At 69.7% G+C, this 24623-nt stretch carries 26 protein-coding genes; 18 read left to right on the top strand and 8 right to left on the bottom strand.

The features are described 5' to 3' along the window. Positions 1 to 25: 25 nt before the first annotated feature. The 3 genes from ABB22_RS03635 to ABB22_RS03645 all read left to right on the top strand — a co-directional run bounded on the left by ABB22_RS03635 (position 26) and on the right by ABB22_RS03645 (position 3317). A complete protein-coding gene (locus ABB22_RS03635) occupies positions 26 to 1495 on the top strand; it encodes a DNA-3-methyladenine glycosylase 2 family protein (protein ID WP_055764414.1) in 1470 nt (489 codons plus the stop codon). Further along, positions 1492 to 2001, top strand: a complete 510-nt coding sequence (locus ABB22_RS03640) for a methylated-DNA--[protein]-cysteine S-methyltransferase (RefSeq protein ID WP_055764412.1) — start codon at positions 1492 to 1494, stop codon at positions 1999 to 2001. The genes ABB22_RS03635 and ABB22_RS03640 overlap by 4 nt, the downstream gene beginning before the upstream one ends. Before the next feature lie 77 nt (positions 2002 to 2078). After that, the gene (locus tag ABB22_RS03645) at positions 2079 to 3317 is read left to right on the top strand and encodes an alkaline phosphatase family protein (protein ID WP_055764410.1); all 1239 of its coding nucleotides are present in this window, start codon (positions 2079 to 2081) and stop codon (positions 3315 to 3317) included. A gap of 92 nt (positions 3318 to 3409) precedes the next feature. Here ABB22_RS03645 and ABB22_RS03650 read toward each other — a convergent pair whose 3' ends face one another. After that, positions 3410 to 3592, bottom strand: a complete 183-nt coding sequence (locus tag ABB22_RS03650; RefSeq protein ID WP_054666917.1) for a 30S ribosomal protein THX — start codon at positions 3590 to 3592, stop codon at positions 3410 to 3412. A gap of 108 nt (positions 3593 to 3700) precedes the next feature. Next, positions 3701 to 4111, bottom strand: coding sequence for a MerC domain-containing protein (locus tag ABB22_RS03655; RefSeq protein WP_055764408.1), 411 nt, complete (start codon positions 4109 to 4111; stop codon positions 3701 to 3703). A gap of 129 nt (positions 4112 to 4240) precedes the next feature. On the opposite strand from ABB22_RS03655, the gene ABB22_RS03660 reads away from it, so the two are divergent. The 5 genes from ABB22_RS03660 to ABB22_RS03680 all read left to right on the top strand — a co-directional run bounded on the left by ABB22_RS03660 (position 4241) and on the right by ABB22_RS03680 (position 11802). Further along, positions 4241 to 6460 (top strand): TonB-dependent receptor, encoded by a 2220-nt coding sequence (locus ABB22_RS03660; protein ID WP_055764406.1) that lies wholly within the window; start codon positions 4241 to 4243, stop codon positions 6458 to 6460. A gap of 167 nt (positions 6461 to 6627) precedes the next feature. Then, complete coding sequence (locus ABB22_RS03665) at positions 6628 to 7194, top strand: TetR/AcrR family transcriptional regulator (protein WP_055765337.1); 567 nt, start codon at positions 6628 to 6630, stop codon at positions 7192 to 7194. Continuing rightward, complete coding sequence (locus tag ABB22_RS03670) at positions 7191 to 8843, top strand: MFS transporter (protein WP_055764404.1); 1653 nt, start codon at positions 7191 to 7193, stop codon at positions 8841 to 8843. The genes ABB22_RS03665 and ABB22_RS03670 overlap by 4 nt, the downstream gene beginning before the upstream one ends. Before the next feature lie 10 nt (positions 8844 to 8853). Further along, positions 8854 to 9996 (top strand): HlyD family secretion protein, encoded by a 1143-nt coding sequence (locus tag ABB22_RS03675; RefSeq protein WP_082443453.1) that lies wholly within the window; start codon positions 8854 to 8856, stop codon positions 9994 to 9996. 105 nt (positions 9997 to 10101) lie between these two features. Then, on the top strand, positions 10102 to 11802 hold the full coding sequence (locus tag ABB22_RS03680) for an amidohydrolase (protein ID WP_055764402.1): 1701 nt from the start codon (positions 10102 to 10104) through the stop codon (positions 11800 to 11802). A gap of 42 nt (positions 11803 to 11844) precedes the next feature. Here ABB22_RS03680 and ABB22_RS03685 read toward each other — a convergent pair whose 3' ends face one another. The 4 genes from ABB22_RS03685 to ABB22_RS03700 all read right to left on the bottom strand — a co-directional run bounded on the left by ABB22_RS03685 (position 11845) and on the right by ABB22_RS03700 (position 14654). Next, positions 11845 to 12039: a hypothetical protein gene (locus ABB22_RS03685; protein ID WP_055764400.1), complete on the bottom strand. Its 195-nt coding sequence runs from the start codon at positions 12037 to 12039 to the stop codon at positions 11845 to 11847. A gap of 93 nt (positions 12040 to 12132) precedes the next feature. Further along, a complete protein-coding gene (locus tag ABB22_RS03690; protein WP_055764398.1) occupies positions 12133 to 12621 on the bottom strand; it encodes a transcriptional repressor in 489 nt (162 codons plus the stop codon). 16 nt (positions 12622 to 12637) lie between these two features. Continuing rightward, positions 12638 to 14041 carry a glutamate--tRNA ligase gene (gene gltX / locus ABB22_RS03695; RefSeq protein WP_055764397.1) on the bottom strand — a complete coding sequence of 468 codons (1404 nt, stop codon included), beginning with the start codon at positions 14039 to 14041 and terminating at the stop codon, positions 12638 to 12640. 172 nt (positions 14042 to 14213) lie between these two features. Beyond that, positions 14214 to 14654: a copper chaperone PCu(A)C gene (locus ABB22_RS03700; RefSeq protein ID WP_055764395.1), complete on the bottom strand. Its 441-nt coding sequence runs from the start codon at positions 14652 to 14654 to the stop codon at positions 14214 to 14216. Positions 14655 to 14692: 38 nt separating this feature from the next. Between ABB22_RS03700 and ABB22_RS03705 the strand changes: the two genes are divergently transcribed. From ABB22_RS03705 to ABB22_RS03720, 4 genes are all read left to right on the top strand, one after another. Beyond that, the gene (locus ABB22_RS03705; RefSeq protein WP_055764393.1) at positions 14693 to 15475 is read left to right on the top strand and encodes an enoyl-CoA hydratase/isomerase family protein; all 783 of its coding nucleotides are present in this window, start codon (positions 14693 to 14695) and stop codon (positions 15473 to 15475) included. Positions 15476 to 15660: 185 nt separating this feature from the next. Next, positions 15661 to 16560 carry an acyl-CoA thioesterase II gene (gene tesB / locus ABB22_RS03710; RefSeq protein ID WP_055764392.1) on the top strand — a complete coding sequence of 300 codons (900 nt, stop codon included), beginning with the start codon at positions 15661 to 15663 and terminating at the stop codon, positions 16558 to 16560. Positions 16561 to 16562: 2 nt separating this feature from the next. Continuing rightward, positions 16563 to 17081 carry a putative signal transducing protein gene (locus ABB22_RS03715; protein WP_055764390.1) on the top strand — a complete coding sequence of 173 codons (519 nt, stop codon included), beginning with the start codon at positions 16563 to 16565 and terminating at the stop codon, positions 17079 to 17081. A 67-nt stretch (positions 17082 to 17148) separates the two neighbouring features. Continuing rightward, complete coding sequence (locus ABB22_RS03720; RefSeq protein ID WP_055764388.1) at positions 17149 to 18357, top strand: RNA polymerase sigma factor; 1209 nt, start codon at positions 17149 to 17151, stop codon at positions 18355 to 18357. Positions 18358 to 18443: 86 nt separating this feature from the next. Here ABB22_RS03720 and ABB22_RS03725 read toward each other — a convergent pair whose 3' ends face one another. Beyond that, positions 18444 to 19016: an EF-hand domain-containing protein gene (locus ABB22_RS03725; RefSeq protein ID WP_055764386.1), complete on the bottom strand. Its 573-nt coding sequence runs from the start codon at positions 19014 to 19016 to the stop codon at positions 18444 to 18446. A gap of 236 nt (positions 19017 to 19252) precedes the next feature. On the opposite strand from ABB22_RS03725, the gene ABB22_RS03730 reads away from it, so the two are divergent. Both ABB22_RS03730 and ABB22_RS03735 read left to right on the top strand, forming a co-directional pair. Beyond that, complete coding sequence (locus tag ABB22_RS03730; RefSeq protein WP_055764383.1) at positions 19253 to 19993, top strand: arginyltransferase; 741 nt, start codon at positions 19253 to 19255, stop codon at positions 19991 to 19993. A gap of 174 nt (positions 19994 to 20167) precedes the next feature. After that, positions 20168 to 21370, top strand: coding sequence for an endonuclease/exonuclease/phosphatase family protein (locus ABB22_RS03735; protein WP_055764381.1), 1203 nt, complete (start codon positions 20168 to 20170; stop codon positions 21368 to 21370). Between the two features lie 368 nt (positions 21371 to 21738). On the opposite strand, the gene purT is transcribed toward ABB22_RS03735, so the two are convergent. Further along, positions 21739 to 22938, bottom strand: a complete 1200-nt coding sequence (purT, locus tag ABB22_RS03740; RefSeq protein WP_055764379.1) for a formate-dependent phosphoribosylglycinamide formyltransferase — start codon at positions 22936 to 22938, stop codon at positions 21739 to 21741. 120 nt (positions 22939 to 23058) lie between these two features. Between purT and ABB22_RS03745 the strand changes: the two genes are divergently transcribed. The 4 genes from ABB22_RS03745 to ABB22_RS03760 are packed head-to-tail and all read left to right on the top strand — an operon-like array spanning position 23059 to position 24596. Next, entirely contained in the window at positions 23059 to 23940 is an 882-nt protein-coding gene (locus ABB22_RS03745; RefSeq protein ID WP_055764377.1) for an SPFH domain-containing protein, read from the top strand. 10 nt (positions 23941 to 23950) lie between these two features. Then, positions 23951 to 24238 (top strand): hypothetical protein, encoded by a 288-nt coding sequence (locus tag ABB22_RS03750; protein WP_055764375.1) that lies wholly within the window; start codon positions 23951 to 23953, stop codon positions 24236 to 24238. Further along, on the top strand, positions 24235 to 24417 hold the full coding sequence (locus tag ABB22_RS03755; RefSeq protein WP_055764374.1) for a type II toxin-antitoxin system antitoxin: 183 nt from the start codon (positions 24235 to 24237) through the stop codon (positions 24415 to 24417). The genes ABB22_RS03750 and ABB22_RS03755 overlap by 4 nt, the downstream gene beginning before the upstream one ends. Continuing rightward, positions 24414 to 24596 (top strand): DUF4177 domain-containing protein, encoded by a 183-nt coding sequence (locus tag ABB22_RS03760; RefSeq protein ID WP_055764372.1) that lies wholly within the window; start codon positions 24414 to 24416, stop codon positions 24594 to 24596. The genes ABB22_RS03755 and ABB22_RS03760 overlap by 4 nt, the downstream gene beginning before the upstream one ends. The last annotated feature ends 27 nt before the right edge of the window (positions 24597 to 24623 follow it).

Below are 24623 nucleotides of genomic sequence, written 5' to 3' on the forward strand. Positions count from 1 at the left end.
TGCCGCCGGGCCTAGACTGGGCGCCATGAACGGTCCCGCCCTGCCCAGCCACGAACAATGCGAACAGGCCCGCCTGGCCCGCGATGCGCGCTTCGACGGGCTGTTCTTCACCGCCGTGCGCAGCACCGGCATCTACTGCCGGCCGGTATGCCCGGCGCCGCCGCCGCGCCGCGACAACGTCAGTTACTACCCCACCGCCGCGGCCGCGGCTGCGGCCGGCTACCGTCCGTGCCTGCGCTGCCGGCCCGAACTGTCGCCGGACGATGCCAACTTCATGCAGGACCACACCCTGCACCGCGCGTTGGCGCTGCTGGACGAAGGCATCCTGCAGGACCAGCCCGCCGCCGCGCTGGCCGAGGCGATGGAGTTGAGCGCGCGCCAGTTGCAGCGGCTGTTCGTGGCCCGGCTCGGCGCGACGCCCGCGCAGCTGCACGCCACCCGCCGCCTGCTGCTGGCCAAGCAGTTGCTGACCGAAACCCACCTGCCGGTCACCGAGGTGGCGCTGGCGGCCGGTTTCAACAGCCTGCGCCGCTTCAACGCCGCCTTCCTCGCCGGCTGCGGCATGCCGCCAAGCGCGCTGCGCAAGCGCCACGGCGCGGTGGCCGGCGGCGAACCGGTGCTGCGGCTGGCCTATCGCCCGCCGCTGGATTTCCCGGCGATGCTCGCCTTCCTGCGCAAGCGGGCGATCCCCGGCATCGAACGCATCGACGCCGGCAGCTACCAGCGCGTGATCGTCGCCGACGGCCGCGCCAGCCTGATCCGGGTCAGCGCCGATCCGAAACGTCCGGAGCTGCGCCTGCAGCTGGGCACCACTGATGCGCGCGCGATCCCGGCAATCGTGGCGAAGGTTCGGCGCGTGTTCGACCTCGATGCCGACCTGGCTACCGTCCATGCCTGCCTGGTGCACGAACCGCTGCTGGCGCGCGGCATCGCCCGGCGCCCGGGCCTGCGCATCCCCGGCGGCTGGGACGGCTTCGAGGTCGCCGCGCGCGCCGTGCTCGGCCAGCAGGTCAGCGTCGCCGCGGCCACCACGCTGGCGCGACGGCTGGTCGACCGGTTCGGACACGTCCTGCCGGACATGCCCGACGGCCTGGACCGGCAATTCCCCACGCCCGCCGTACTGGCCGAGGCGCCACTGGAAAGCATCGGCCTGCCGCGCACCCGTGCGGCCACCCTGCGCGCGGTGGCGCTGGCCTGCGCCGAAGGCCGGCTGGAATTCAGCCGCTCGCAGACCCTGGAACAGTTCGTCCACCAGGCCACCGCCCTGCCCGGCATCGGCCCGTGGACCGCGCACTACATGGCGCTGCGTGCGCTGGGCATGCCCGACGCCTTCCCCGCCGGCGACCTCGTGCTGCAGCAGGTACTGGGCGAAGGCCAGCGCCTGAGCGAACGCGCCACCGAGGCCCGCTCGCAGGCATGGCGTCCCTGGCGCGCCTACGCCGTGCTCCACCTCTGGCACCTGGCCGCAGAACCGAACAAGGAACCCGGGCAATGACCCTCTACTACGACCGCTTCGACACTCCCATCGGCCCGCTCACCGTCGCCGCCGATGCCACCGGCCTGCGCCACATCCTGTTCGCGCAGAACCGCCATGACGCCAAGGGCCGCGAGCAGTGGCGGCACGACCCGGCCGCCGTCGCCGAACCGCGCCGGCAACTGCTGGACTACCTGCATGGCCGGCGCCGCGGCTTCGATCTGGCGCTGGCGCCGGTCGGCACCGAATTCCAGCTGCAGGTCTGGCATGCGCTGGCCGAAATCCCGTTCGGCGGCACCTGGAGCTATCGCCAGCTGGCGCAGCGCATCGGCCGTCCCACCGCGACCCGCGCCGTGGGCGCCGCCAACGGCCGCAACCCGCTGCCGATCGTGCTGCCCTGCCACCGGGTGATCGGCAACGACGGCACGCTGACCGGTTTCGGCGGCGGCCTGCCGACCAAGGCGGCGCTGCTGCGCCTGGAAGGCATCGGCAACGATGGCGCGCGGGTCGGCGACCTGTTCGGCTGAGCATTCGACCGATCCGGGAAAAAGCCCGGGTCAAAAGTCGTATTCGTCGCGTAACGAATGCCGCCTATCATGGGGGAATGGTTTCCTTCCGCTTCCCCGTCGCGGCCCTGGCCTGCGCCCTGCTCGCCGCCTGTGCCACGACACCGGCACCCTCCGCCTCCGCGCCGCCCACCGTCCTGCTGCTGTCCATCGACGGCCTGCGCGCGGACATGATCGAGCGCGGCTACAGCCCCAACCTCGCCCGCCTCGCCCGCGAAGGCGTGCGCTCGGTCGGCATGTCGCCGTCCTATCCCTCGCTCACCTTCCCCAACCACTACACGCTGGTCACCGGCCTGCGCCCTGACCACCACGGCATCATCCACAACAGCATGCGCGCCGAGGACCTGGGCGACTTCCGCCTCGACGACCGCGACGCGGTGACCAACCCGGCGTGGTGGGGCGGCGAGCCGATCTGGGTCGGCGTGGAGAAGGCCGGCTACAAGAGCGCCACCTGGTCATGGCCCGGCAGCGAAGCCGCCATCCAGGGCGTGCACGCCAGCCAGTGGCATGCCTACGACGAAAGCGTGCCCCTGCCCGAGCGCATGAAGCTGGTGCTGTCATGGCTGGAAGGCGCCCCCGACGGCCGCAAACCGCGCATGGTCGCCGCCTACATGGAGCCGGTAGACAAGGCCGGGCACAACCATGGCCCGGATTCGCCCGAGTACGCCGCCGCGCTGCACGAAGTGGACGCGGCCATCGGCCTGCTGCTGGACGGCATGCGCCGCGATGGCCTGCTCGACCGGACCAACGTGATCGTGGTTTCCGACCACGGCATGGCCAGCGTCCCGGCCGGACAGGTGATCGCTACCGAAGACATGGTCGCGCCGGAAATCGCACGCGAAGTGTCGGTCGGCCAGTCGGTCGGCTTCGCCCCGCAGCCCGGCCGCGAGCAGGAGGCGGAAAAGGTGCTGCTCGGCGCGCACCCGCACTACGACTGCTGGAAGAAGGAACAACTGCCGGCCCGCTGGCACTACGGCACCCATCCGCGCATCCCGCCCATCGTCTGCCAGATGCATGAAGGCTGGGACGCGCTGACCCGCAGGAGCATCGCCAGGCGCTCGCCCGGCAGCCGCGGTTCGCACGGCTACGACCCGGCGCTGCCGTCGATGCAGGCGGTCTTCGTCGCCCGCGGCCCGTCGTTCCGGCAGGGCGTGCTGCTGCCGCGCTTCGACAACGTCGACGTCTACCCGCTGCTGGCGCGGCTGACCGGCATCACCGCGGCCCCCAACGATGGCGACCCGGAGACACTGCTGCAGGCGCTGCGCAAGCCGGACTGACCCCCACCGGGGGCGATCCCTCTTCACCGCCCCTTGGCCGGGCAACAAAAAAGCGGCGCAAGCGCCGCTTTTTGGCTGCTGCCAGACCGGGATCAACCGGCCTTGGCCACCGTCTTCTTGGCCACGGCCTTCTTGGCCGGCGCCTTGGCGACAGTCTTCTTGGCGACCGGCGCAGCTGCGCCCACGGCCACCTTGCTCACCGAATGCGAACGCGCATTGCCGTAGCTGGCGTTGTAGCGCTTGCCCTTGGCGGTCTTGCGGTCACCCTTACCCATGTCGTCAACTCCTTGGTTTGAAATCAGATTGCCCCGTACTGACACGGGTTCGGCGAGGCCGCTGTAGCAGCGCCCCCGCGCGTGAGGTGGAAGCCTAACATGCGCCCCTCAATGTGCGCAGCTGGCGTCGTGCACGTGCAGGTGGTTGAGCCTGAGGTTCATCAGATGGGCCAACCCCACCAGCACGCCGCCGACGGTCATCACCACCGCGTGCGGCACCTGCGAATGGTGCAGTCCGGCGTGCAACAGGCCGGCCCAGAGCAGCGCCAGCCCCGGGACCAGCAGCGCCAGCGCGCGCAGCGCGCGGTGGCGGCGGTAACCCCAGAGCAGACTGAACAGGCCGAGGAAAGTCACGAAGACCACCACCGCCTGCTCGACACCATCGCTCAACCAGAACGACAACCCCAGCGAGGGAGCCAGCGCCAGCAATGCCGGCAACGCCGCGCAATGCACCGCGCACAGCAGCGAGCCGGCGGCGCCGAAGCGGTCAAGGAACTGGCGGGACGATTTCGGCGGCATGACTTTCAGCAGGGGCGGCGGCGCGTTATGGAATAATATAACATTATCGTCCCGCCCGGCTCCCCCTTTTCCCATCGCAGCCCGTTCAAGCCGTTCTGCGCCCCTCCATTGATACAAAGTAACAACACCATGACCCGACAGATTCCCACCCGCGCCAAGCCGCACCTCGCCCGCCACGCCCTGTTCCTGGCGCTCGCCGCGGCCTTTCCCGCCGCCCAGGCCGCCGACGACACCGACGGACAGAGCCATCACCTGACCGAACTGTCCGCGGTCAAGGTCACCGCCTCCCCGCTGCAGAATGATGCCGAATCGCTGGCCCGTCCGGTCGCCGTGCTGACCGGCGAGGAACTGGACGCGCGCAAGGGCGCCACGCTCGGCGACACCATCTCGCGCATGCCCGGCGTACAGACCACCTATTTCGGCCCCGGCGTGGGCCGACCGGTCATCCGCGGGCAGGAGGGCCCGCGCGTGGCGGTGGTCGCCAATGGCGTCGGCAACATGGACGCCTCCACCGTCAGCGCCGACCATGCCACCAGCATCGAGCCGTTCCTGGCCGACCAGATCGAAGTGCTGAAGGGCCCGGCGACCCTGCTGTTCGGCAGCGGCGCCATCGGCGGCGCGGTCAACGTGGTCGACGGGCGCATCGCCAGCGACCTGCCCGACCGCCCCCTGAGCGGCCGCGCCGAACTGCGCGGCAACAGCGTCAACAACGAGCGCAGCGGCATGTTCAGGCTCGACGGCGTCAGCGGCGGCAACCTCGTCCTGCACGTCGACGGCCTGGTGCGCAATGGCGACGACTTCCACATCCCCGGGTACGCGATAGACCCCGCGGCGCTGGATGTGGACCATGACCACGACCATGACGACCACGATGGCGAACTCGGCCCGCGCGGGCGCCTGGAGAACAGCTCGATGCGCACCCGCGCCGGCGGCGTCGGCGCCACCTGGCTGGGCGAGTCGGGCTTCCTTGGCGCCTCGCTGGGCACCTATCGCAGCAACTACGGCATCCCCAATGGTGCCCACGTGCATGCCGACGACGACCATGACCACGACGGTCACGACCACGATCATGCCGATGCCGGCGCCGCCGACGAAGGCGAGCACGATGTGCGCATCGACATGGTGCAGAACCGCTTCGACGTGAAGGGCGGGCTCTACGACCCGCTGCCGTTCCTGCAGAGCCTCACCGTCCGCGCCGCCTGGACCGACTACGAGCACACCGAACTGGAGGCCGGCACGCCGTCCACCCGCTTCACCAACAAGGGCGTGGAAGGCCGCGTGGAAGCGGTACAGCGCCCGGTCGCAGGCTGGAGTGGCGCGTTCGGCCTGCAGTTCGGCAGCAGCGACTTCGGCGCGCTGGGCGAGGAGGCCTTCGTGCCGGGCACCAGCACCGACACGCTGGGCCTGTTCGTGCTGCAGGAAAAGCGCTTCGGACCGCTCAAGCTGGAACTGGGCGGCCGCCATGACCGGGTCAAGCTCAGCCCCGACGATGGCCAGCGCGGGCGCGATTTCGGCGCCACCAACCTGTCCGCCGCCGGCATCTGGACGATCAGCGACGGTTTCGACCTGCGCTTCGGCGTGGACCGTTCCGAGCGTGCGCCCACCAACGAAGAGCTGTACGCGGCCGGTGCCCACATCGCCACGCGTTCGCTGGAGATCGGCGATGCCAATCTGGATACCGAGCGCGGCCAGCGCATGGAACTGGGCCTGCACGCTCATAGCGACCGCGTCGATGTCTCGGCATCGATCTACCAGACGAAGTTCAAGGACTTCATCTACCTGGCCGATACCGGCGTGGTCGAACAGGGGCTGCCGGTCCGGGCCTGGACCCAGCACGACGCCACCTTCAAGGGCGCCGAGGCCGAAGCCATGTTCCACCTGGTGCAGGGCGACAGCGGCGACTGGGACCTGCGCGTGTTCGGCGATTACGTGAAGGCCGAACTGGACGGCAGCGGCAGCCGCCGCGCGGACATCGCCGTGCCGCACGGCGACCACAGCCACGGCTACAGCGTGGACCTGGCCAATGGCGGCTACCTGCCGCGGATCGCGCCGGCGCGCATCGGCGCCGACCTGCGCTGGGCGCGCGACGGCTGGCGCGCCTCGCTGGGGGCGATCCGCTATGGCAGCCAGAAGGATGTGGCGTTGAACGAGGCGCCCAGCGCCGGCTACACCCTGGTCGATGCGCACCTGGCCTACCGCTGGGACCGCAACGGCAGCAACAGCTACGAGCTGTTCCTGGACGGCAGCAACCTGACCAACCGCGAAGCCCGGCCGCATACCTCGCTGCTGCGCGACTATTCGCCGCTGCCCGGCCGCGGCGTCGCCTTCGGCATCCGCGCCTGGTTCTGACCGGCGCACTGACGAAGAAGCAGCAAAGGAAGGGGCCGCAAGGCCCCTTCCTTGCTTTGCGGCATCGGGTGCCCTTCCCGCCGCAAGGCTGAATGGCCGCTTTGCCGGACACGGCGTTTCACACCGCCCTCATTGTAAGCGGACACTTTTGTCCGGATCATATGCGCATGACCTCGATCCGTTCCGATGCCGCCGCGCGTCGCGCCCAGCTGTTGGACGCGGCCGATGCCGTGTTCGGCGAACACGGCATCACCGCCCCGCTGGACCTGGTGGTGGAACGTGCCGGCGTCGGCCGCGCCACGCTGTACCGCAACTTCCCCGACCGCGCCGCGCTGATCGAGGCGCTGCTCCAACGCACGGTCGAGAAGATCCGGGCGCACGTGGCCGAACTGGGCGAACGCGACGATGCCCTGTTCGAGCTGATCGGCGGCATGGCCCGGCGCATCGTGCATTCGCCGGCGTTGGCCGATTACTGGCGCGCCGTGGACCAAAACGACCCGCCGATCCGCGCCGCCCGCCAGCGGGTGCTGAAGCTGATGGAGCCGGCCCTGCTGCGCGCGCGCGCCGCCGGGCTGTGCCGGGCCGACCTGGAACTGGCCGACCTGTCGCTGGTTTCGAGCATGCTCGGCGCCGCGCTGCGCGGACGCACCCGCGCCGACCGCGCCCGTCTCGCCACGCGCGCGCTGCAGTTGCTGCGCCCAGGCCTGGCCGCATCCGCCGGAGCGGACGCATGAAGCCGCTCAAGCCGATTCCCGACTGGGAGGAGCACGAAAAACCCACCCTGCCCGGCTCCGCGTCGATGCCCTGGCACCCGCCGCACCGGCGTGCGGCCTACGCGGCGGTGGCGGTGCTGGTGGCGATCACCGGCGGCCTCGGCAATGCGCTGCTCAGCGCCAACCTGCCGTGGATCCAGGGGCAGATGGGCCTGCAGCCGACCGAGGCCAACTGGCTGGTGGCGGCCTACATAATGGTCAACGTCACCGCCAACCTGCTGGTGTTCAAATTCCGCCAGGAATACGGCATCCGCCTGTTCGCCGAACTCGGCCTGGGCGTCTACGCCGCGCTGGCGGTGCTGCACCTGGCCGTGGGCGGGCTGACGACCACCATGCTGGTGCGCGCGGCCAGCGGTTTCGCCGGCGCGGCCTGCACCACGCTGGGCACGCTGTACATGCTGCAGGCGCTGCCGAGGAAGTACGTAGGCAACCTGCTCGTGGTCGGCATGAGCCTGTCGCAGCTGGCGGTGCCGCTGGCATGGCTGGTCTCGCCCGGCCTGCTCGACCACGGCGAGTGGCACAACCTTTATCTGTTCGAGGCCGGGCTGGCGCTGTGCGCGTTCGCCGCGGTGGTGATCCTCAAGCTGCCGCCGGGCATCCAGATCAAGGTGTTCGAGCCGCTGGACTTCGTCACCTTCGCCATCCTCGCGCCGGCGCTGGCGATGCTGGTCATCGTGCTCAGCCAGGGCTACCTGCACTGGTGGTTCGACACGCCGTGGCTGGGCTGGCTGCTGGCCGCGGCGACGGCATTGATCCTGGCGGCGTTCCTGATCGAGCACTACCGCCGCAACCCGCTGCTGCAGATCCGCTGGCTGATGGGGCCGACGATGCTGCGCTTCATCGCCGGCGCGTTCCTGATCCGCTTCCTGACCAACGAGCAGTCCTACGGCATGGTCACGATGATGCGCACGCTGGGCATGGGGCCGGACCAGATGGCGCCGCTGTTCGCGGTGATCCTGCTCGGCGTGCTGGTCGGCATCGCCGCCGGCGCGCTGACCTTCGGGCCGAAGGCGCTGATCCCGCAGCTGCTGGCCTCGATCATCCTGCTCGGCAGCGCCGCCTTCCTCGACCAGCACCGCACCAGCCTGGACCGGCCGATGGATTTCGCGCTGAGCCAGTTCCTGGCGGCAGTCGGCAGCGGCATGTTCATGGGCCCGCTGATGCTGATGGGCATCCGCCAGGCCATGGCGCGCGGGCTGGACCACATCGTGTCCTTCATCGTGGTGCTGTCGCTGACCCAGACCTTCGGCGGCCTGGCCGGTTCGGCGCTGCTGGGCAGCTACCAGCTGCACCGCGAGCATGTGTATTCCAGCCAGCTGGTCAGCCAGCTGGACCCGGCCGACCCGGTCGTCGCCCAGCGCCTGCGCGTGCAGCAGCAGGGCTACGCCCGCCTGATCACCGACCCGGTACAACGCCAGGCGCAGGCCGCCGCGGCGCTGGCGCAGGCCGCCAGACGCGAGGCCAACGTGCGCGCCTTCAACGACGTGTTCGCGCTGAGCGGCTGGCTGGCGATCGGCTTCCTCAGCTGGCTGCTGCTGGAAGTGCTGTTCCGCAATCCCACCGTAAAAAAAGCGATACGGCCGGCCGCGGCCGCCACGCCCTCCAGATGAAGCAGACGACATGAGCGACAAACAGGAAAACCCCGGCAACCCCGACGAGCCGATCACCGACGCCAGCGATGGCGAGGCGGCAGCGGCGTCGGCGCCGGTCTCCAAATACAACACGCCCAGCCGTACCAGCGTGGTGGTGATGGTGGTCATCGCCCTGGTCGGGCTGACCCTGATCCTGCGCGCCTGGCAGCTGTGGCCGTTCAACAGCAGCCACATGCATACCGACGATGCCTATGTGCGCGGGCAGGTCACGGTGCTGGCGCCGCAGGTCAGCGGCTACGTCACCGAGGTGCTGGTGAAGGACTTCGACCATGTGACGCAGGGCCAGCCGCTGCTGCGCATCGACGAGCGCACCTACCGGCAGAAGGTCGACCAGGCCGAGGCGGCGCTGGCCGATGCGCGCGCGCAGCTGGCCAATTCCGACCAGAGCCAGGCGCAGAACCGTGCGCAGATCGCCTCCGCACACGCCAACCTGTCGGCCGGCCAGGCCGAGCAGCAGCGCAGCCGCACCGAACTGCAGCGTTATGAAACGCTGGCCGCGCAGCAACTGGTGTCCAGCAGCGACCGCGACAAGCTGCGCGCCGGCGCGCAGGCGGCCAGCGCGGGCGTGGCGCAATCGCAGGCGGCCATCCGCATCGCCGAGGAAAACCTCACCGCTACGCGCGTCGCGCGCCAGGGACTGGAAGCCAAGGTCGCCAGCGCCGAGGCCGCGCTGGAACTGGCGCGGATCGACCTGGACAACACCGTCATCCGCGCCCCGCGCGACGGCCAGCTGTCCGAGGCCTCGGTGCGGCTGGGCCAATACGTCACCGCCGGCACCCAATTGCTGTTCCTGGTGCCGGACAGCCTGTGGATCGTGGCCAACTTCAAGGAAGGACAGACCTGGAAGATGGCCATCGGCCAGCCGGCGACCTTCAGCGTCGACGCCTTCCAGGGCCAGCGCCTGCGCGGCCATGTCGAACAGATCGCGCCGGCCACCGGCTCGGAGTTCGCCGTGCTCAAGCCGGACAACGCCAGCGGCAACTTCACCAAGGTCGTGCAGCGCCTGCCCATCCGCATCGCCATCGACCCCGGCCAGCCGCTGGCCGCACGCCTGCGCCCCGGCATGTCGGTGGTGGTGGAAGTGGATACGGCCGGCGCGCCGCGGCCCTGAGCGGGCCGCGTTGCCCCCATCCAGCGGGGCCCCGCAGCGCAATCACTTTCCGCATGCCGCCGGCGCGCTAGGCTGCGGCATCTTCGGCGGCTGCGGAGCGCGCGCATGAAACTGTTGTTGGCCCTGCCGATCCTGGCGGCACTCCATGGCACCGCCGAGGCGGCGGACACGCTGTACACGGGCGGGCCGATCGTCACCCTGGACGACCGGCAGCCGCAGGCCGAAGCGGTGGTCGTGCGCGGCGGCGACATCGCCTTCGTCGGCACGCACAAGGCTGCGCTTGCCTTCAGCCCCGGCGCGTGCCAGGTGGACCTGCAAGGCCACACCCTGATGCCCGGCTTCATCGACAGCCACGGGCATGTCTCCGGCGTCGGCCTGCAGGCGCTGTCGGCCAACCTGCTGCCCGCGCCCGATGGCGAAGGCAACTCGATTCCCGCGCTGCAGGACATCATGCGCAGGTTCCGCGCCGCGGCCACCGTACCCGGCGGCTACAAGGTGCTGATCGGCTTCGGCTACGACGAATCGCAGCTGGCGGAGAAGCGCGCACCGACGCGTACCGAACTGGACGCCATCGCCACCGACGTCCCGGTGGTCCTGATCCACCAGTCCGGGCACCTGGGTGCCTACAACAGCAAGGCGCTGGAACAGGCCGGCATCGGCGCCGACACGCCCGATCCCGAAGGCGGAGTGATCCGCCGCGAACCCGGCAGCCGCGTTCCCGACGGCGTATTGGAGGAGAGCGCGCACAACCTCGCGCTCGCGCGGCTGATGCCCGCGCTCACACCCGCGCAGGCGATGGCCATGCTCGAGGCCGGCCAGGCGCTCTACATGAAATACGGCTACACCACCGCGCAGGACGGCAAGACCGACGCCGGCACGCTGGCGATGCTGCCGATGGCCGGCAAGGCGGGAAAGCTGAAGATCGACGTCGTCGCCTACCCCGACATCCAGGTGGCGCTGGACAGCCCGGCGATGCGCGGCCCTTATTACGGCCCGGACTACATCGACCACTTCCGCATCGGCGGGGTGAAGATCAGCCTGGACGGTTCGCCGCAGGGCAAGACCGCCTGGTTGACCCAGCCCTATTACAAGGCGCCCGTGGGCGAGAAGACGGATTACGCCGGCTACCCCGCCTACAGCGACGCGCAGGCCGACGCGCTGATCGGCAAGGCCTGGGACAACGGCTGGCAGGTGCTGGCGCATGCCAACGGCGACGCCGCCATCGACCAGTTCATCCATGCCGTGGCCGTCGCCGAGGCCGCGCATCCGGGCAAGCGCCTGATGCCGGTGCTGATCCACGGCCAGACCCTGCGCCGCGACCAGGTGGGCGAACTGCGCCGCCTCGGCATCTTCCCCTCGCTGTTCCCGATGCACACCTATTACTGGGGCGATTGGCACCGCGATTCGGTGCTCGGCCCGGAGCGCGCGGAGAACATTTCGCCCACGCGCTGGGTGCTGGACGCGGGCATGGTGTTCACCTCGCACCACGACGCACCGGTAGTGTTCCCCGATGCGATGCGCGTGCTCGACGCCACCGTCAACCGCACCACGCGCAGCGGCCGCGTGCTCGGCCCGGCGCAGCGGGTGAGCCCGGAGCAGGCGCTGAAATCCATCACCCTGTGGGCCGCGCGGCAGTACTCGGAAGAAGCCCGCAAAGGCTCGATCGAAACCGGCAAGCGCGCCGACCTGGTAGTGCTCTCGGACAATCCGCTGACCATCGCGCCGGCCGAACTGCACACCATCAAGGTGCTGCAGACCATCAAGGACGGCAACGTCGTCTACCGCGCCGATGCGTCGACGAAGTAACGCCGCAGGTCGGCGATTGACACCCGCCGGCGAGCGGGAACATCAGACCAGCGATCCCCGCTTCGCCATGAAGGTGGCCACCAGCGCCGCCAGCCCCCGGAAGGCGGTCGCCGCGATCAGCAGGGATTGCGGGTAATCGAACAGGCTCCGGCCGACCGGAGCGGCGCCGCGCAGGCCGAGGCACGAATCGGAAAACACGACGAAGCAGGCGATCCACAACGCCACGGCAACGGCCATCCAACCCCACGGCACGCGCAGGCCCCGCGGGGGAATCCTCCAGGCATCACCCGATGCCTGCGGCGCGCCATGCCCGCAGCGCCCGGCCTTCGCTCACCCGGCGCAGTCAGCGCACAGGCCATGCACTTCCAGCGTCTGCGCCTGCGGCTTGAAGCCCAGTTCGCGGGCACGGGTTTCGAGCTGGCGGACGATGTCGCGGTCCTCCAGCTCCACCGCGCTGTGGCAGCGGTCGCAGATCAGGAACGGCACCGAATGCTGGTTGCTGCTGGGGTGGTGGCAGGCGACGAAGGAGTTGACCGAGGACAGCTTGTGCACGAAGCCATTGGCCATCAGGAAATCCAGCGCGCGGTACACCGTGGGCGGGGCGTCGGCACCGACGCCCTTGCCCTCGCGCACCCAGTCCAGCAGTTCGTAGGCCTTGACCGGCTTGCCGGCCTCTGCGATCAGCCGCAGCACGTTGGCGCGGATCGGCGTGAGCCGCAGCCCGCGCTCGCGGCACACCCGTTCGACCACCGCGATGAAACCCGCCGCGTCGTCGACGTGGTGGTGGGGGGCGGTACAGCTGTGCTCGTGCTCGGTCATGTCTGCCTCGACGGAATCAGTTCCTGGGGATCTTGATGAGTGCGGCGTCGATGCGTTTCAAGGCTTCGTCGCGGCCGGCCAGGTACACCGTGTGCGAAATGTCAGGGCTGACCTGGGTGCCGGTGATGGCCACGCGCAGCGGCTGGGCGACCTTGCCCATGCCGATCTCCAGCGCGGCGGCGGTGTCGTGCAGGGCGACGCCGACGCTCTCTGCGGTCCAATGCGGCAGCGCCGCCAGCAGTTCGCGGGCCTTGCCCAGCGCCACGTCGGCACCGGCCTTGAAGTGCTTGGCCACGGCCGCTTCGTCGTACTCGGTCAACGGCTGATACCAGACCACCGCCTTCTCGGCCATTTCCTTCAGCGTCTGCACGCGCTCGCGCAGGGCGATCACCACGTCCTCCGGCGCCGGGCCGGCCGCCACGTCCAAGCCCAGCTTTTCCAGCTGGTAGACCAGGTGCGGCACGATGCTGGCCGGCTCCTCGGTCTTCAGGAAATGCTGGTTGACCCAGCCCAGCTTGGCCATGTCCAGGCGCGAGGCCTTGGAATTGCAATCCTTCACGTCGAACAGGTCGATCAGTTCCTGGCGGCTGAACAGCTCCTGGTCGCCGTGCGACCAGCCCAGCCGGGCCAGGTAGCTCAGCAGCGCGTCGGGCAGGTAGCCGGCGTCCCTGTACTGCATCACGTCGGCCGCACCGGTGCGCTTGGACAGCTTGGCGCCCTGCTCGTCCAGGATCATCGGCATGTGGCCGAACTTCGGCACCGGCGCGCCGATGCCTTCGTACAGGTTGATCTGGCGCGGGGTGTTGTTGATGTGGTCGTCGCCGCGGATGACCTCGGTGATGCCCATGTCCCAGTCGTCCACCACCACCGCGAAGTTGTAGGTGGGGTAGCCGTCCGGGCGGAAGATGACCATGTCGTCCAGTTCGCTGTTGGCGATCTCGATGCGGCCCTTGATCAGGTCGTCGAACACCACCGTGCCTTCCAGCGGGTTCCTGAAGCGGATGACGCGGTTCGGGTCGTCCTTGAACGGCAGGCCCAGATCGCGCGCGGCGCCGTTGTAGCGCGGCTTTTCCTGCTTGGCCATCGCGGCCTCGCGCATGGCGTCCAGTTCTTCCTTGGTCTCGTAGGCGTAGTAAGCCTTGCCCGACGCGATCAGCTGCTCGGCCACCTCCCTGTAACGGGCGACGCGGTCGGTCTGGTAGACCGGGCCTTCGTCGTAGTCCAGGCCCAGCCAGTCCATCGCTTCGAGAATGGCGTCGATCGCCGCCTGGGTGCTGCGCTCGCGGTCGGTGTCCTCGATGCGCAGCACGAACTCGCCGCCGCGGTGGCGGGCCTCCAGCCAGCAGTACAGCGCGGTGCGGGCGCCACCGATGTGCAGGTAACCGGTGGGACTGGGGGCGAAGCGGGTGCGGCAGGCCATGACATAACCGATAGATGGAATCGGCCCATTTTACCGCGTATGGCACTGCAAGCCCCTCTCTCTCCGGGAGAGGGGGTGGGACGAAGCCTTCGCGCTGTCTGGATGCGCCAGGCTTCGCCCGCCCCCTCATCCGGCGCTTCGCGCCACTTTCTCCCGGCGGGAGAAGGAAAGATCAGGGCTTGCGCACCACCAGCTCGCCACGCACCTCGGTGCCGTCGGACAGGCCCAGCAGCAGGGGCACGCGCTGGCCTTCCTGCAGGGGGCCGGCGCCGTCCATCAGCATCAGGTGCAGGCCACCGGGCTTGAGCTCGACGCCCTTCCCGGCCGCCACCGGCAGGCGTTCGATCTCGCGCATGCGGCTGACGCCATCGACCAGGGTGGTCTCGTGCAGGGACACATCCTTGAACGCCGCGCTGCGCACCGAAGTCACCGCCACGTCCGCCTTGCAGGCGTTGTCGATGCGGCCGAAGCCGCCGGCCATGTGCGCCATCGCCGGGAAGCGGATCCAGCCCTCGCTCAGGCGCACGCAGGTGGATTCGGCCGCCTGCGCGGTAACGGTGGCCGCGAAGCTCGCAGCCACCAACAGTACGCACGCGAATGGTTTGGTTATCATCGGACCCTCGACTCCCTGCCGTAATTCGAGGCCGCAGCATGACAACGCTCATCGACACGATCAACCACGGCCCCATCCGCGAACTGCGGCTGGCGCGGCCGCCGGTCAATGCGCTGGATACCGAACTGTGCCGCGCGCTCATCGCTGCGATGAACCAGGCCATGGCCGATGACGTGCAGGGCGTGGTGCTGTCCGGCAGCGAGCGCGTCTTCACCGGCGGCATGGACGTGCCCTGCCTGCTGCGCCATGGCGAAGACCGGCAGCGGCTGATGGACAGCTGGCAGGCCTTCTTCGGCGCGGCGCGCACGCTGGCCGAAAGCCGCATCCCCGTCGTGGCCGCGCTGACCGGGCATTCCCCGGCCGGCGGCTGCGTGCTGGCGCTGTGCTGCGATTACCGGGTGATGGCGCGCAGCGTCGATCCTGCCAAGCCGTACCTGATCGGCCTGAACGAAGTGCAGGTCGGCCTGGTCGCGCCCGAAGGCATCCAGCGGCTGATGCGGCGCGTGGTCGGCACGCACCGCGCCGGCGTACTGCTGGCCGGCGGGCAACTGGTCAGCGCCGAGCGCGCGCTGGAGATCGGCCTGGTGGACGAACTGGCCGACGGCGCCGCCGCCGTGGCCGCGCAGGCCATCGCCTGGCTGCAGGCGCAGCTGAAACTGCCGCGCCAGCCGATGTTGCTGACCCGCGCCATCGCCCGTGCCGACCTGCACGAGGCGATGCAGCCGCAGCACATCCAGCTGGAGCGCTTCGTCGAGGCCTGGTACTCGCCCGATGCGCAGGCCGCGCTGCAGGCGCTGGCCGCGAAGCTGGGCAAAGCCTGAGGCTTCGGCGACGAACCTGCGCGGGAGCGGCGTGAGCGCGAGGGGACCTGTCCGGGAAAGCCTCGCCGCGATTGAGGCCGCCCCTGCACCGGCGGAAGGACGGCATCGGCGGCACGGGCTGCACCGCATGGCCGCCCGGCCCCGCCCGCTATAATCGCGGCCTGTCGAAACCCAGGCCCGCCGTCTTGTCCTCCAACGCCGACCCCGTGGTACCCGAACTGATCGACCTGCTGTCGCTGGAGCGGCTGGAGGACAACCTGTTCCGGGGCCAGAGCCGCGACATCGGCACCAAGTACGTGTTCGGCGGGCAGGTGCTGGGCCAGGCGCTGGCCGCCGCCCAGGCCACCATCGGCAACGGCCGTCACGTGCACTCGCTGCACGCCTACTTCCTGCGCGCCGGCAACATCGACCACCCGATCATCTACGACGTGGACCGCACCCGCGACGGCGGCAGCTTCTCGGTGCGGCGGGTCACCGCGATCCAGCACGGCAAGGTGATCTTCTTCTGCGCGGCCTCGTTCCAGCAGGCCGAACACGGCGCCGAGCACCAGCACAAGATGCCTGAAGTGCCGCAGCCGGAAGACATCGAACCCAACCGCCCGCTGCCGCCGGAGGTGCTGGAGCGCCTGCCGGTGAAGGTACAGCGCTGGCTCTCGCGCGGCGGCCCGTTCGAGTTCCGCCACGTGTACCCGCGCGATGAACTCAACCCGCCCAAGCGCCCGCCCTACCACCAGGTGTGGATGCGCCTGAACGAACGCGTCGGCGACGCGCCGGAACTGCACCAGGCGCTGCTCGCCTACGCCTCGGATTTCCACCTGCTGGGCACCGCCACCTTCCCGCACGGCATCAGCTACTACCAGCCGCACGTGCAGATGGCCTCGCTCGACCATGCCATCTGGTTCCACCGCCCGTTCCGCGTGGACGACTGGCTGCTGTACTCGCTCGACAGCCCCAGCGCGCAGGATGCGCGCGGCCTGGCGCGCGGCCAGTTCTTCACCCGCGAAGGCGTGCTGGTGGCCAGCACCGCGCAGGAAGGACTGATCCGTGTAGCGCCGCCGGCCGCCGGCGAAGGCGGCGGGGAGTAAGCATGCGCAAGATCTTCACCAGCCAGCGCGTGGAGAACGCCGAAGGCGTGGCCAACATGCTGCGCGAAGCCGGCATCGAGGTACGCCTGACCAACGGTCGTTCGTACCACAGCAAGCGCCGTGGCCAATTCAGCTACCTGGACAGGAAGAACGACGCGCAGCTGCCGACGGTCTGGGTGGTACGCGCCGACGACCAGCCGCGCGCCCGCGAGATCCTGCGCGACGCGCGCCTGCTCGATACCACCCGCCGCGACCATCCGGTCGCCGAGTACGCTTTCCGCGACGCGCCGGCGCAGTCCAACAGCCGCGGCTGGGCCTGGCGCATCCGCATCGCGCTGCTGCTGGTGATCGCCGGCGTGGCGCTGGTGGTCGTGCTGCGCCATCGCGGCACACAGGCACCGCCCCCCGTACCGGCTCCGCAGGTGCAGCCGGCGCCGGGCCAGGACGGCGAGGACGGCTTCCGCGTGCGCATCCAGCCCCGCGATCCCGCGCCCGCCCCGGCTCCGCCGCCGACACCCTGAGCCGCAACGTGGCGGTCACATCGGCCGGCGGCCTCCGTCCTGCCCTGCAGACCACCGGGAGCCGCCCATGACCGCCACCACGCTCGAATCCCTGCTCCATCACGAACTGCCCGCCGCCCGCGGCGGCTGCGCGCAGTCCTATGGGCGCATCGTGGTCGCCTGCCAGAACACGGTGACCGCGATCGCCCTGGCCATCACCCGCGACGTGCAGGCCAGCGAGGACATCGCCCAGGAAGCCTTCATCAAGGCCTGGCAGCAACTCAACCAGCTCAACAACGCGGCCAGCTTCCTGCCCTGGCTGCGGCAGATCACCCGCAACCTGGCCCGCGACTGGCTGCGCGCCAACCGCAACCGCCCGCTCAGCGGCGAAGCGGCGGAGATCGCCATCGGCATGGCCGCCGACCCCACGCCCGGCGCCGCCGAGGCGATGGCGCGCGTGGAAGAGGAACTGGCCGCCGAGGAAATCATCTCCGCCCTGCCCGAGGACAGCCGCGAAGCGCTGCTGCTGTTCTATCGCGAAGGGCAGAGCTCACAGCAGGTCGCCGCCCTGCTGGGTTTGAGCGACGCGGCAGTGCGCAAACGCCTATCGCGCGCCCGCGCCACCGTGCGCGAGGAGATGCTGAGCCGCTTCGGCGAATTCGCGCGCAGCAGTGCGCCAGGCACCGCGTTCGCCGCGGCGATCGGCTCGCTGTTGATGGTGGCCGCACCGGGAACCGCCAGCGCGGTGGTGATCGGCAGCAGCGCCGGCCTGGCCGGCGCCGGCAAGCTGGGTGCCGGCAGCATGGGCGCCGCCGCCGTGAGCGGTGGCGCGGCCGGCGGCTCGCTGGGCATGCTCGCCAACACGCTGATGGCCGACGGCTTCCATCTCGGGCTGGTGCTGGGCGCCACCATCGGCGGCACCGCCGCAGCCTGGCTGGGCGGGCTGTACCTGCTGCGCTACGCCGAATCGGCCGGCGAACGCGCCCAGGTGCAGCGCTTCATGCGCCTGCATACCGCCACCGCCGCCGTTTTCTGCGGCAGCACGCTGCTGGCGGTGGTCCTGCGTGTGGGGCTGGTCGCGTCCCTGGCGACGCTGGCGCTGGGCATGTGCGCGATCAACTACCAGTATCTGGTGACGCTGCCGCGGATCATGGGGCCGATGCTCGCCCGCGACGCCGCCCGCCACGGACGCAGCGGCCCCAGCCGCGTTTACAACAGCCTGTTCGGCCGCAGCGCGGTGGTCGCAACCAGCGCGCTGGCCATCGCCGCGGTGCTGTTCGTGCTGCTCAAACGCTGAAGGCGACGCTCCTGCCGCGGGTCCAGTCGACGAAAAAGAACGCCCCGCCAGCCGGCGGGGCGTTCTTTTATCGACAAGGGTCGCGGTTACTTCGCCGCCGGTGACGGCATCGGGCGCGGCCCGTGCGATCCCATCTTGGCGCGCGCGGCCTCCAGCTCGGCCGGGCTCAGCTTGCCGTCCTTGTCGGTGTCGGCATTGCGGAACCACTCCTCGCGGCGCTGCTTGGCCCGCGCCTCACGGTCTGCCTGGTCGATGAAGCCGTCCTTGTTGACGTCCATGCGCTCGAAGAAGGCCTGATATTCGGCGGCGCTGACGCGGCCGTCGTGGTTGCTGTCCATCGCCCGCAGGAAGCCCTGGCCGCCATGCCCGCGATGGTGACGGCCCATGCCGCGGTGGCCGTCGCCGCCACGGGCATGCCAGCGCGGCATCTCATCGCGCGACAGCTTGCCGTCCTTGTTCTTGTCCAGTTCGTCGAAACGCTGCGCCAGGCGCGGATTGGCGGCGGCTTCCTGGCGGTCGATCACGCCATCGCCATTGGCATCCAGCCGCGCCGGAGCCGGCTTCTGCGCGGGTGCAGGCGCGGTGGCGGCCAAGGCGACGCCGGTGGCGGAGGCGGCCATCAGCACGGCCAGCAGGATCAGGGGTTTGCGGTGGGTCATGGGTCTGGCTCCAGTGGTGGATGATCGGGCGCATCGCTGCGCCTTGGTGACATCAACGCGCCAGCACCCGGCGCGTTGACCGCCTGCCGGACGCATTCATCGGGCGGACAGCCGCAGGCGCCGGCGAACGCCCCCGTCAGCCGGTTCGGCCCCGGAGCGGATGCGTCGTGCCGCCAGCGATCCTGCGGGGCCCGCAGGCGCACGATCTGAGAACGCGTGCCGCTATGCTTGCCGCCATGGCTTTGCACGGCGACTCCAACGAAGAACTGCGCCTGTTCCAGACCGGCGAACACCCGTGCGGCTATTTCCCCGAGCGGCGCGCGCGCGATCTCGTACTCGACCCGCAGGACAGCCGGCTCGGCGAGCTGTACCCGATGGCGCTGGGCTGGGGCTTCCGCCGCTCCGGCGACCTGGTCTACCGGCCGCATTGCCAGCAGTGCCGCGCCTGCGTACCGGTACGGGTGCCGGTGGAGCGCTTCACGCCCGACCGCAGCCAGCGCCGTTGCCTGGCGCGCAACGCCGGCCTGGAATGCCGCGTACTGCCGGCCGAGCGCACCGACGAGCAGTTCGCGCTGTACCGGCGCTACCTCGCCGCGCGCCATGCCAAGGGCGGCATGGACGACCACGGCCCGCACGAGTTCGATCAGTTCCTGATCGGCGGCTGGTCGCACGGACGTTTCCTCGAGATCCGCACCCCGGGCCGCGACGGCCAGCGCGGGCGGCTGCTGGGCGTCGCCGTCACCGATGTCACCCGGTTGGGGTTGTCGGCGGTCTACACGTTCTTCGATCCTGACGAGAGCGCGCGCGGCCTGGGCACCTACGCGATCCTGCAGCAGATCGACTGGGCACGACGCGCCGGCCTGCCCCATCTGTACCTGGGCTACTGGATCGATGGCCACCGCAAGATGGACTACAAGCGCCGCTACCGGCCGCTGGAATGTTTCGATGGCCGGCACTGGCGGGAAGACGCCGGGTAATGCCGTCCGCCCCGGGAAGCCCCCCCGGAGCGGTTTCTGCGCCGCCCCGGCAATAGGCCGGGGCACCGCCACGGACGGCGGTGACGGATCATTGCCGGCGCTACCTGAAGTCCCTGCATCGGCTGCCGACCCGCTGCAATGCCGGTTTCATCGACGCAGTGCGAGAATACCGCCATGAACAGATACTTCCTGCCCCTGGCCCTGACGATGCTCTGCGCCGCCTGCACCAGCACCGCCCCCGCCGCCCCGGACACGCCCGCGGCCACCGCGCAGCTGCGGCTGGCGACCTACAACACCTCGCTGTATTCGGACGACGCCGGCGGCCTGATCCGCGAGCTGGAAGGCGACAGTCCCCACGCGCGCAAGATCGCCGCGGTGCTGCAGCGGATCCGCCCGGACCTGGTGCTGCTCAACGAATTCGATTTCGACGACGCCCATCGCGCCGCCGACCTGTTCCAGCAGCGTTATCTGGAAGCGCCGCAGGCCGGCGGCGGCGACGCGCTGCGCTATCCCTACCGTTACCTTGCCCCGGTCAATACCGGCGTGCCCAGCGGGCTGGACCTGGACAACAACGGCACGGTCGGCGGCCAGGGCCGCGAGCGCGGCAACGACGCCTGGGGCTACGGCCTGCACCCGGGCCAGTACGGCATGCTGGTGCTGTCCAGGTATCCGATCGACACCGCGGCCGTGCGCAGCTTCCAGCTGCTGAAGTGGAGCGCGATGCCCGGTGCGATCCGCCCGCTCGACCCGGACACCGGCAAGCCGTTCTGGAACGACGTGGTCTGGTCGCAGCTGCGGCTTTCGTCCAAGTCGCACTGGGACGTGCCGGTGCGCACGCCGCTGGGCACGGTGCACGTGCTGGCCTCGCACCCGACGCCGCCGGTGTTCGACGGCAGGGAAAAGCGCAACGCCGCGCGCAACCACGACGAACTGCGGCTGTGGAAGGAATATCTCGACGGCGGCGACGCGCCATGGCTGTGCGACGACCAGGGCCGCTGCGGCGGATTGGCGGCGGACGCGCGTTTCGTCATCGTCGGCGACCTCAACAACGACCCGGTGGACGGCGATGGCCGCCACGACGCCATCCTCGAACTGCTCGAACACCCGCGCGTGCTGCGCTACCCGACCCCGAGCAGCGTCGGCGGCGAGCAGACCAGCCTGGCCTATGCGGAGAAGGGCATCGTGCGCCGCGGCGCGCCGCAGCATGCCACCGGCGACTTCGGCCCGCGCTCGGGCACGTTGCGGCTGGATTACGTACTGCCCTCTACCGGCTTCAGCCACCTCGGCAGCGGCGTGTTCTGGCCGGCCGAAGGCAGTACGGACGCGAAGATCGCCGACGGCAGCGACCATCATCTGGTGTGGGTGGACGTGCGCTGATCGTCCGCTCGATGCAATGAAAAACGCCGGCGACTGCCGGCGTTTTTCGTTTCGCTGCGGGAGCGCATCTCGGCGCGCGATGCGGCATTGCCGGTAAAGCCGCCTGCGCGGCAAACCACGTATCTACGACCTTCTGCTCGACGTGCCGGGACATCGCCGGAGCGCGCTCGCGCGGTTGCCCCAATCAAAAGCGTCCAGGGCGATCGTGGATGAATCCGCTCCAACAGGCGCAGCTGCTCCGGGAATGCTCCAGCGGGGCCATGCCCCGCTCTACAGGAACGATCGAAGCGCTCCGCAGCGCCCGGCACTGCCCGGCGTGACTTGGCCGGGCATGCTCCAGCAGGGCGGCGCCCCGCCCTACAGGGGCATCAGCGCAGCTCGATGCCGATGGCCGCGGCCGCTTCGCGGGCGATCGCGCGGGCCTGGTCCACGTCCGCCGCGCGCGCCAGGGTGACGCCGACGCGGCGCTGGCCCTGCACCACCGGCTTGCCGAACAGGCGCAGCGCGGTATCCGGCGTGCGCAGCGCGGCATCGACACCGCTGAAGAACGGCACGCCATTGCCCTGCGCCAGCATCGCGCACGACGCCGCCGGACCGTGGCGACGGATGGTCCCACCGTCGCCAGCACCGACCGGCAGGCCGAGGATGGCGCGCGCGTGCAGCGCGAATTCGCTCAGTTCCTGCGAGGCCAGCGTCACCAGCCCGGTGTCGTGCGGGCGCGGGCTGACTTCGCTGAACCACACTTCGTCGCCCTTCACGAAGAACTCCATGCCGAACACCCCCCAGCCGCCGAGGTCCCCGGCGATGGCGCAGGCCACCTCCTGCGCGCGCTCCAGCGCCTTGGCCGACATCGGCTGCGGCTGCCAGCTTTCGCGGTAATCGCCATCCTTCTGCAGGTGGCCAATCGGGTCGCAGAACGAGGTGCCGCCGGCGTGGCGCACGGTCAGCAGGGTGATTTCGTAGTCGAAATCGATGAAGCCTTCGACGATGCAGCGCCCGGCACCGGTGCGGCCGCCGGTCTGTGCGTAGTCCCAGGCCGGGCCGATGTCGGCGGCGCCGCGCACGGTGCTCTGGCCCTTGCCCGAGGACGACATCACCGGCTTGACCACGCACGGCAGGCCGATGGCGGCTACCGCGTCGCGGTATTCGGCCTCGGTATCGACGAAGCGGTAGGGCGAGGTCGGCACGCCCAGGGTTTCGGCGGCGAGCCGGCGGATGCCTTCGCGGTCCATGGTCAGGCGCGCGGCGCGCGCGGTCGGGATCACCCGCAGGCCCTGCCCGGCCTCCAGCTCCACCAGGGTCTGGGTATGGATGGCCTCGATCTCGGGTACCACCAGGTGCGGCTGTTCGCCTGCGATCACCGCGCGCAGCGCGGCCGGGTCGAGCATGTCGATCACATGGCTGCGGTGCGCGACCTGCATCGCCGGCGCGTCCGCATAGCGGTCCACGGCGATCACTTCCACGCCGAAACGCTGCAGCTCGATTGCCACTTCCTTGCCCAGTTCGCCCGAACCGAGCAGCAGAACGCGGGTAGCGGAGGGAGACAGCGGGGTACCGAGCGTCGTCATCGGGCAGGTCCAGGCGAGGAGAAAGGGCCGCACATTCTAGCCATCCGCCCGCAGCCGCCCGGCACTTGCAACCTGATATCAATTTGATATCTTTTCTCCAACCACCACGGAAGACGTGCCATGAAAGAGAAGTCCCTCGGGTCCCTGCCCGGCATCCCCACCCTGCTCGGCTCGCTGGTCCTGATGCTGGCCGGCGTCGCCGCCCTCATCTTCGCGGTGGTGCTCACCAAGTCCGGCAGCGGTGGGGGTGGCGCGATGGCCGGGGGCGGCATCGCGCTCCTGCTCGCCGGGCTGCTCCTCAGCAGCGGCCTGTACATGGTCCAGCCCAACCAGGCCGCGGTGCTGAGCCTGTTCGGCAAGTACGTGGGCACGGTCAAGGACAACGGCCTGCGCTGGAACAACCCCTTCCTGACCAAGAAGAAGGTCAGCCAGCGCGTGCGCAACTTCGAGAGCGGCAAGCTCAAGGTCAACGAGCTGGACGGCTCGCCCATCGAGATCGCCGCGGTGATCGTGTGGCAGGTGGTGGACGCCTCCGAGGCGGTCTACAACGTCGACGACTACGAGAGCTTCGTGCACATCCAGTCCGAATCGGCGCTGCGCGCGATGGCCACCAGCTACCCCTACGACCAGCACGAGGAAGGGCAGCTGTCGCTGCGCAGCCACGCCAGCGAGATCTCCCAGCACCTGAAGGACGAACTGGCCGAGCGCCTGGCCGATGCCGGCGTGCAGGTACTGGACGCGCGCATCAGCCACCTCGCATACGCCCCGGAAATCGCCCAGGCGATGCTGCAGCGGCAGCAGGCCAACGCGGTGATCGCCGCGCGCCAGCGCATCGTCGCCGGCGCGGTGGGCATGGTCGAGATGGCGCTGGCCGAACTGCAGAAGAGCGGCGTGGTGCAGCTGGACGAAGAACGCAAGGCGCAGATGGTCGGCAACCTGCTCACCGTGCTGTGCTCGGACCGCGGCACCCAGCCGGTGGTCAATACCGGTTCGCTGTATTGAAGGCAACGCAATGAATGACGTGATCGCCCCGCTGATTCTTGCCGCCACCGGCCTGCCGGCGCTGTTCATCGCCGCATGGAGCGGCCGTGGCGGCAGCGCCCACGCGCGCGGTACCGGCCTACGCTGGGCGCTGATCGCGCTGTGCGCCTTCATCGCCGCCATTGCGCTGTATTTCTTCGGCGGCCACCGCGGCGCCGCGATGGCCATCGGCATCGGCTTCGCCGTGGCAGCCAACGTACTGGTGGTGTCGATGGTGCTGCACCTGCGCCGCGGCGATACCGGAGCGGCACGAAAGTGAGCGAGAAAAAGGCCTATCCGCTGCGCATCAACGCCGACGTCCTGGCGGCGGCGCAGCGCTGGGCCGACGACGAACTGCGCAGCCTCAACGCGCAGATCGAGTACGTGATACGCGACGCCCTGCGCAAGGCCGGGCGACTCCCCGCACCGAAGAACGAGTCCAACGAGGAAGAACCATGAACAAGCAATGGAAGTATCTCGTCGTCGAACTGAAGACCAGCCTGATGGGTGGCTTCAAGATGGAAACGCTGCAGGAAGAACTGGACAAGCAGGGCCGGCTCGGCTGGGAACTGGTCAACGTGGTGCATTCCATGCCCGGCTATTCCTCGCCGACCCTGCTGTTCAAGAGGGAAGCCTGAGATGAAGCGCCTGCTGGCATGGATCGC

It is taken from the genome of Stenotrophomonas nitritireducens (assembly GCF_001431425.1).
In the GTDB taxonomy this organism is placed as follows: domain Bacteria; phylum Pseudomonadota; class Gammaproteobacteria; order Xanthomonadales; family Xanthomonadaceae; genus Stenotrophomonas; species Stenotrophomonas nitritireducens.

Excerpts from the sequence above, each read along its gene's own strand:
- ABB22_RS03635 (WP_055764414.1), top strand. The coding sequence starts at position 26 with ATGAACGGTCCCGCCCTGCCCAGCCACGAACAATGCGAACAGGCCCGC.
- ABB22_RS03640 (WP_055764412.1), top strand. The coding sequence starts at position 1,492 with ATGACCCTCTACTACGACCGCTTCGACACTCCCATCGGCCCGCTCACC.
- ABB22_RS03645 (WP_055764410.1), top strand. The coding sequence starts at position 2,079 with ATGGTTTCCTTCCGCTTCCCCGTCGCGGCCCTGGCCTGCGCCCTGCTC.
- ABB22_RS03650 (WP_054666917.1), bottom strand. The coding sequence starts at position 3,592 with ATGGGTAAGGGTGACCGCAAGACCGCCAAGGGCAAGCGCTACAACGCC.
- ABB22_RS03655 (WP_055764408.1), bottom strand. The coding sequence starts at position 4,111 with ATGCCGCCGAAATCGTCCCGCCAGTTCCTTGACCGCTTCGGCGCCGCC.
- ABB22_RS03660 (WP_055764406.1), top strand. The coding sequence starts at position 4,241 with ATGACCCGACAGATTCCCACCCGCGCCAAGCCGCACCTCGCCCGCCAC.
- ABB22_RS03665 (WP_055765337.1), top strand. The coding sequence starts at position 6,628 with ATGACCTCGATCCGTTCCGATGCCGCCGCGCGTCGCGCCCAGCTGTTG.
- ABB22_RS03670 (WP_055764404.1), top strand. The coding sequence starts at position 7,191 with ATGAAGCCGCTCAAGCCGATTCCCGACTGGGAGGAGCACGAAAAACCC.
- ABB22_RS03675 (WP_082443453.1), top strand. The coding sequence starts at position 8,854 with ATGAGCGACAAACAGGAAAACCCCGGCAACCCCGACGAGCCGATCACC.
- ABB22_RS03680 (WP_055764402.1), top strand. The coding sequence starts at position 10,102 with ATGAAACTGTTGTTGGCCCTGCCGATCCTGGCGGCACTCCATGGCACC.
- ABB22_RS03685 (WP_055764400.1), bottom strand. The coding sequence starts at position 12,039 with ATGGCCGTTGCCGTGGCGTTGTGGATCGCCTGCTTCGTCGTGTTTTCC.
- ABB22_RS03690 (WP_055764398.1), bottom strand. The coding sequence starts at position 12,621 with ATGACCGAGCACGAGCACAGCTGTACCGCCCCCCACCACCACGTCGAC.
- gltX (WP_055764397.1), bottom strand. The coding sequence starts at position 14,041 with ATGGCCTGCCGCACCCGCTTCGCCCCCAGTCCCACCGGTTACCTGCAC.
- ABB22_RS03700 (WP_055764395.1), bottom strand. The coding sequence starts at position 14,654 with ATGATAACCAAACCATTCGCGTGCGTACTGTTGGTGGCTGCGAGCTTC.
- ABB22_RS03705 (WP_055764393.1), top strand. The coding sequence starts at position 14,693 with ATGACAACGCTCATCGACACGATCAACCACGGCCCCATCCGCGAACTG.
- ABB22_RS03715 (WP_055764390.1), top strand. The coding sequence starts at position 16,563 with ATGCGCAAGATCTTCACCAGCCAGCGCGTGGAGAACGCCGAAGGCGTG.
- ABB22_RS03720 (WP_055764388.1), top strand. The coding sequence starts at position 17,149 with ATGACCGCCACCACGCTCGAATCCCTGCTCCATCACGAACTGCCCGCC.
- ABB22_RS03725 (WP_055764386.1), bottom strand. The coding sequence starts at position 19,016 with ATGACCCACCGCAAACCCCTGATCCTGCTGGCCGTGCTGATGGCCGCC.
- ABB22_RS03730 (WP_055764383.1), top strand. The coding sequence starts at position 19,253 with ATGGCTTTGCACGGCGACTCCAACGAAGAACTGCGCCTGTTCCAGACC.
- ABB22_RS03735 (WP_055764381.1), top strand. The coding sequence starts at position 20,168 with ATGAACAGATACTTCCTGCCCCTGGCCCTGACGATGCTCTGCGCCGCC.
- purT (WP_055764379.1), bottom strand. The coding sequence starts at position 22,938 with ATGACGACGCTCGGTACCCCGCTGTCTCCCTCCGCTACCCGCGTTCTG.
- ABB22_RS03745 (WP_055764377.1), top strand. The coding sequence starts at position 23,059 with ATGAAAGAGAAGTCCCTCGGGTCCCTGCCCGGCATCCCCACCCTGCTC.
- ABB22_RS03750 (WP_055764375.1), top strand. The coding sequence starts at position 23,951 with ATGAATGACGTGATCGCCCCGCTGATTCTTGCCGCCACCGGCCTGCCG.
- ABB22_RS03760 (WP_055764372.1), top strand. The coding sequence starts at position 24,414 with ATGAACAAGCAATGGAAGTATCTCGTCGTCGAACTGAAGACCAGCCTG.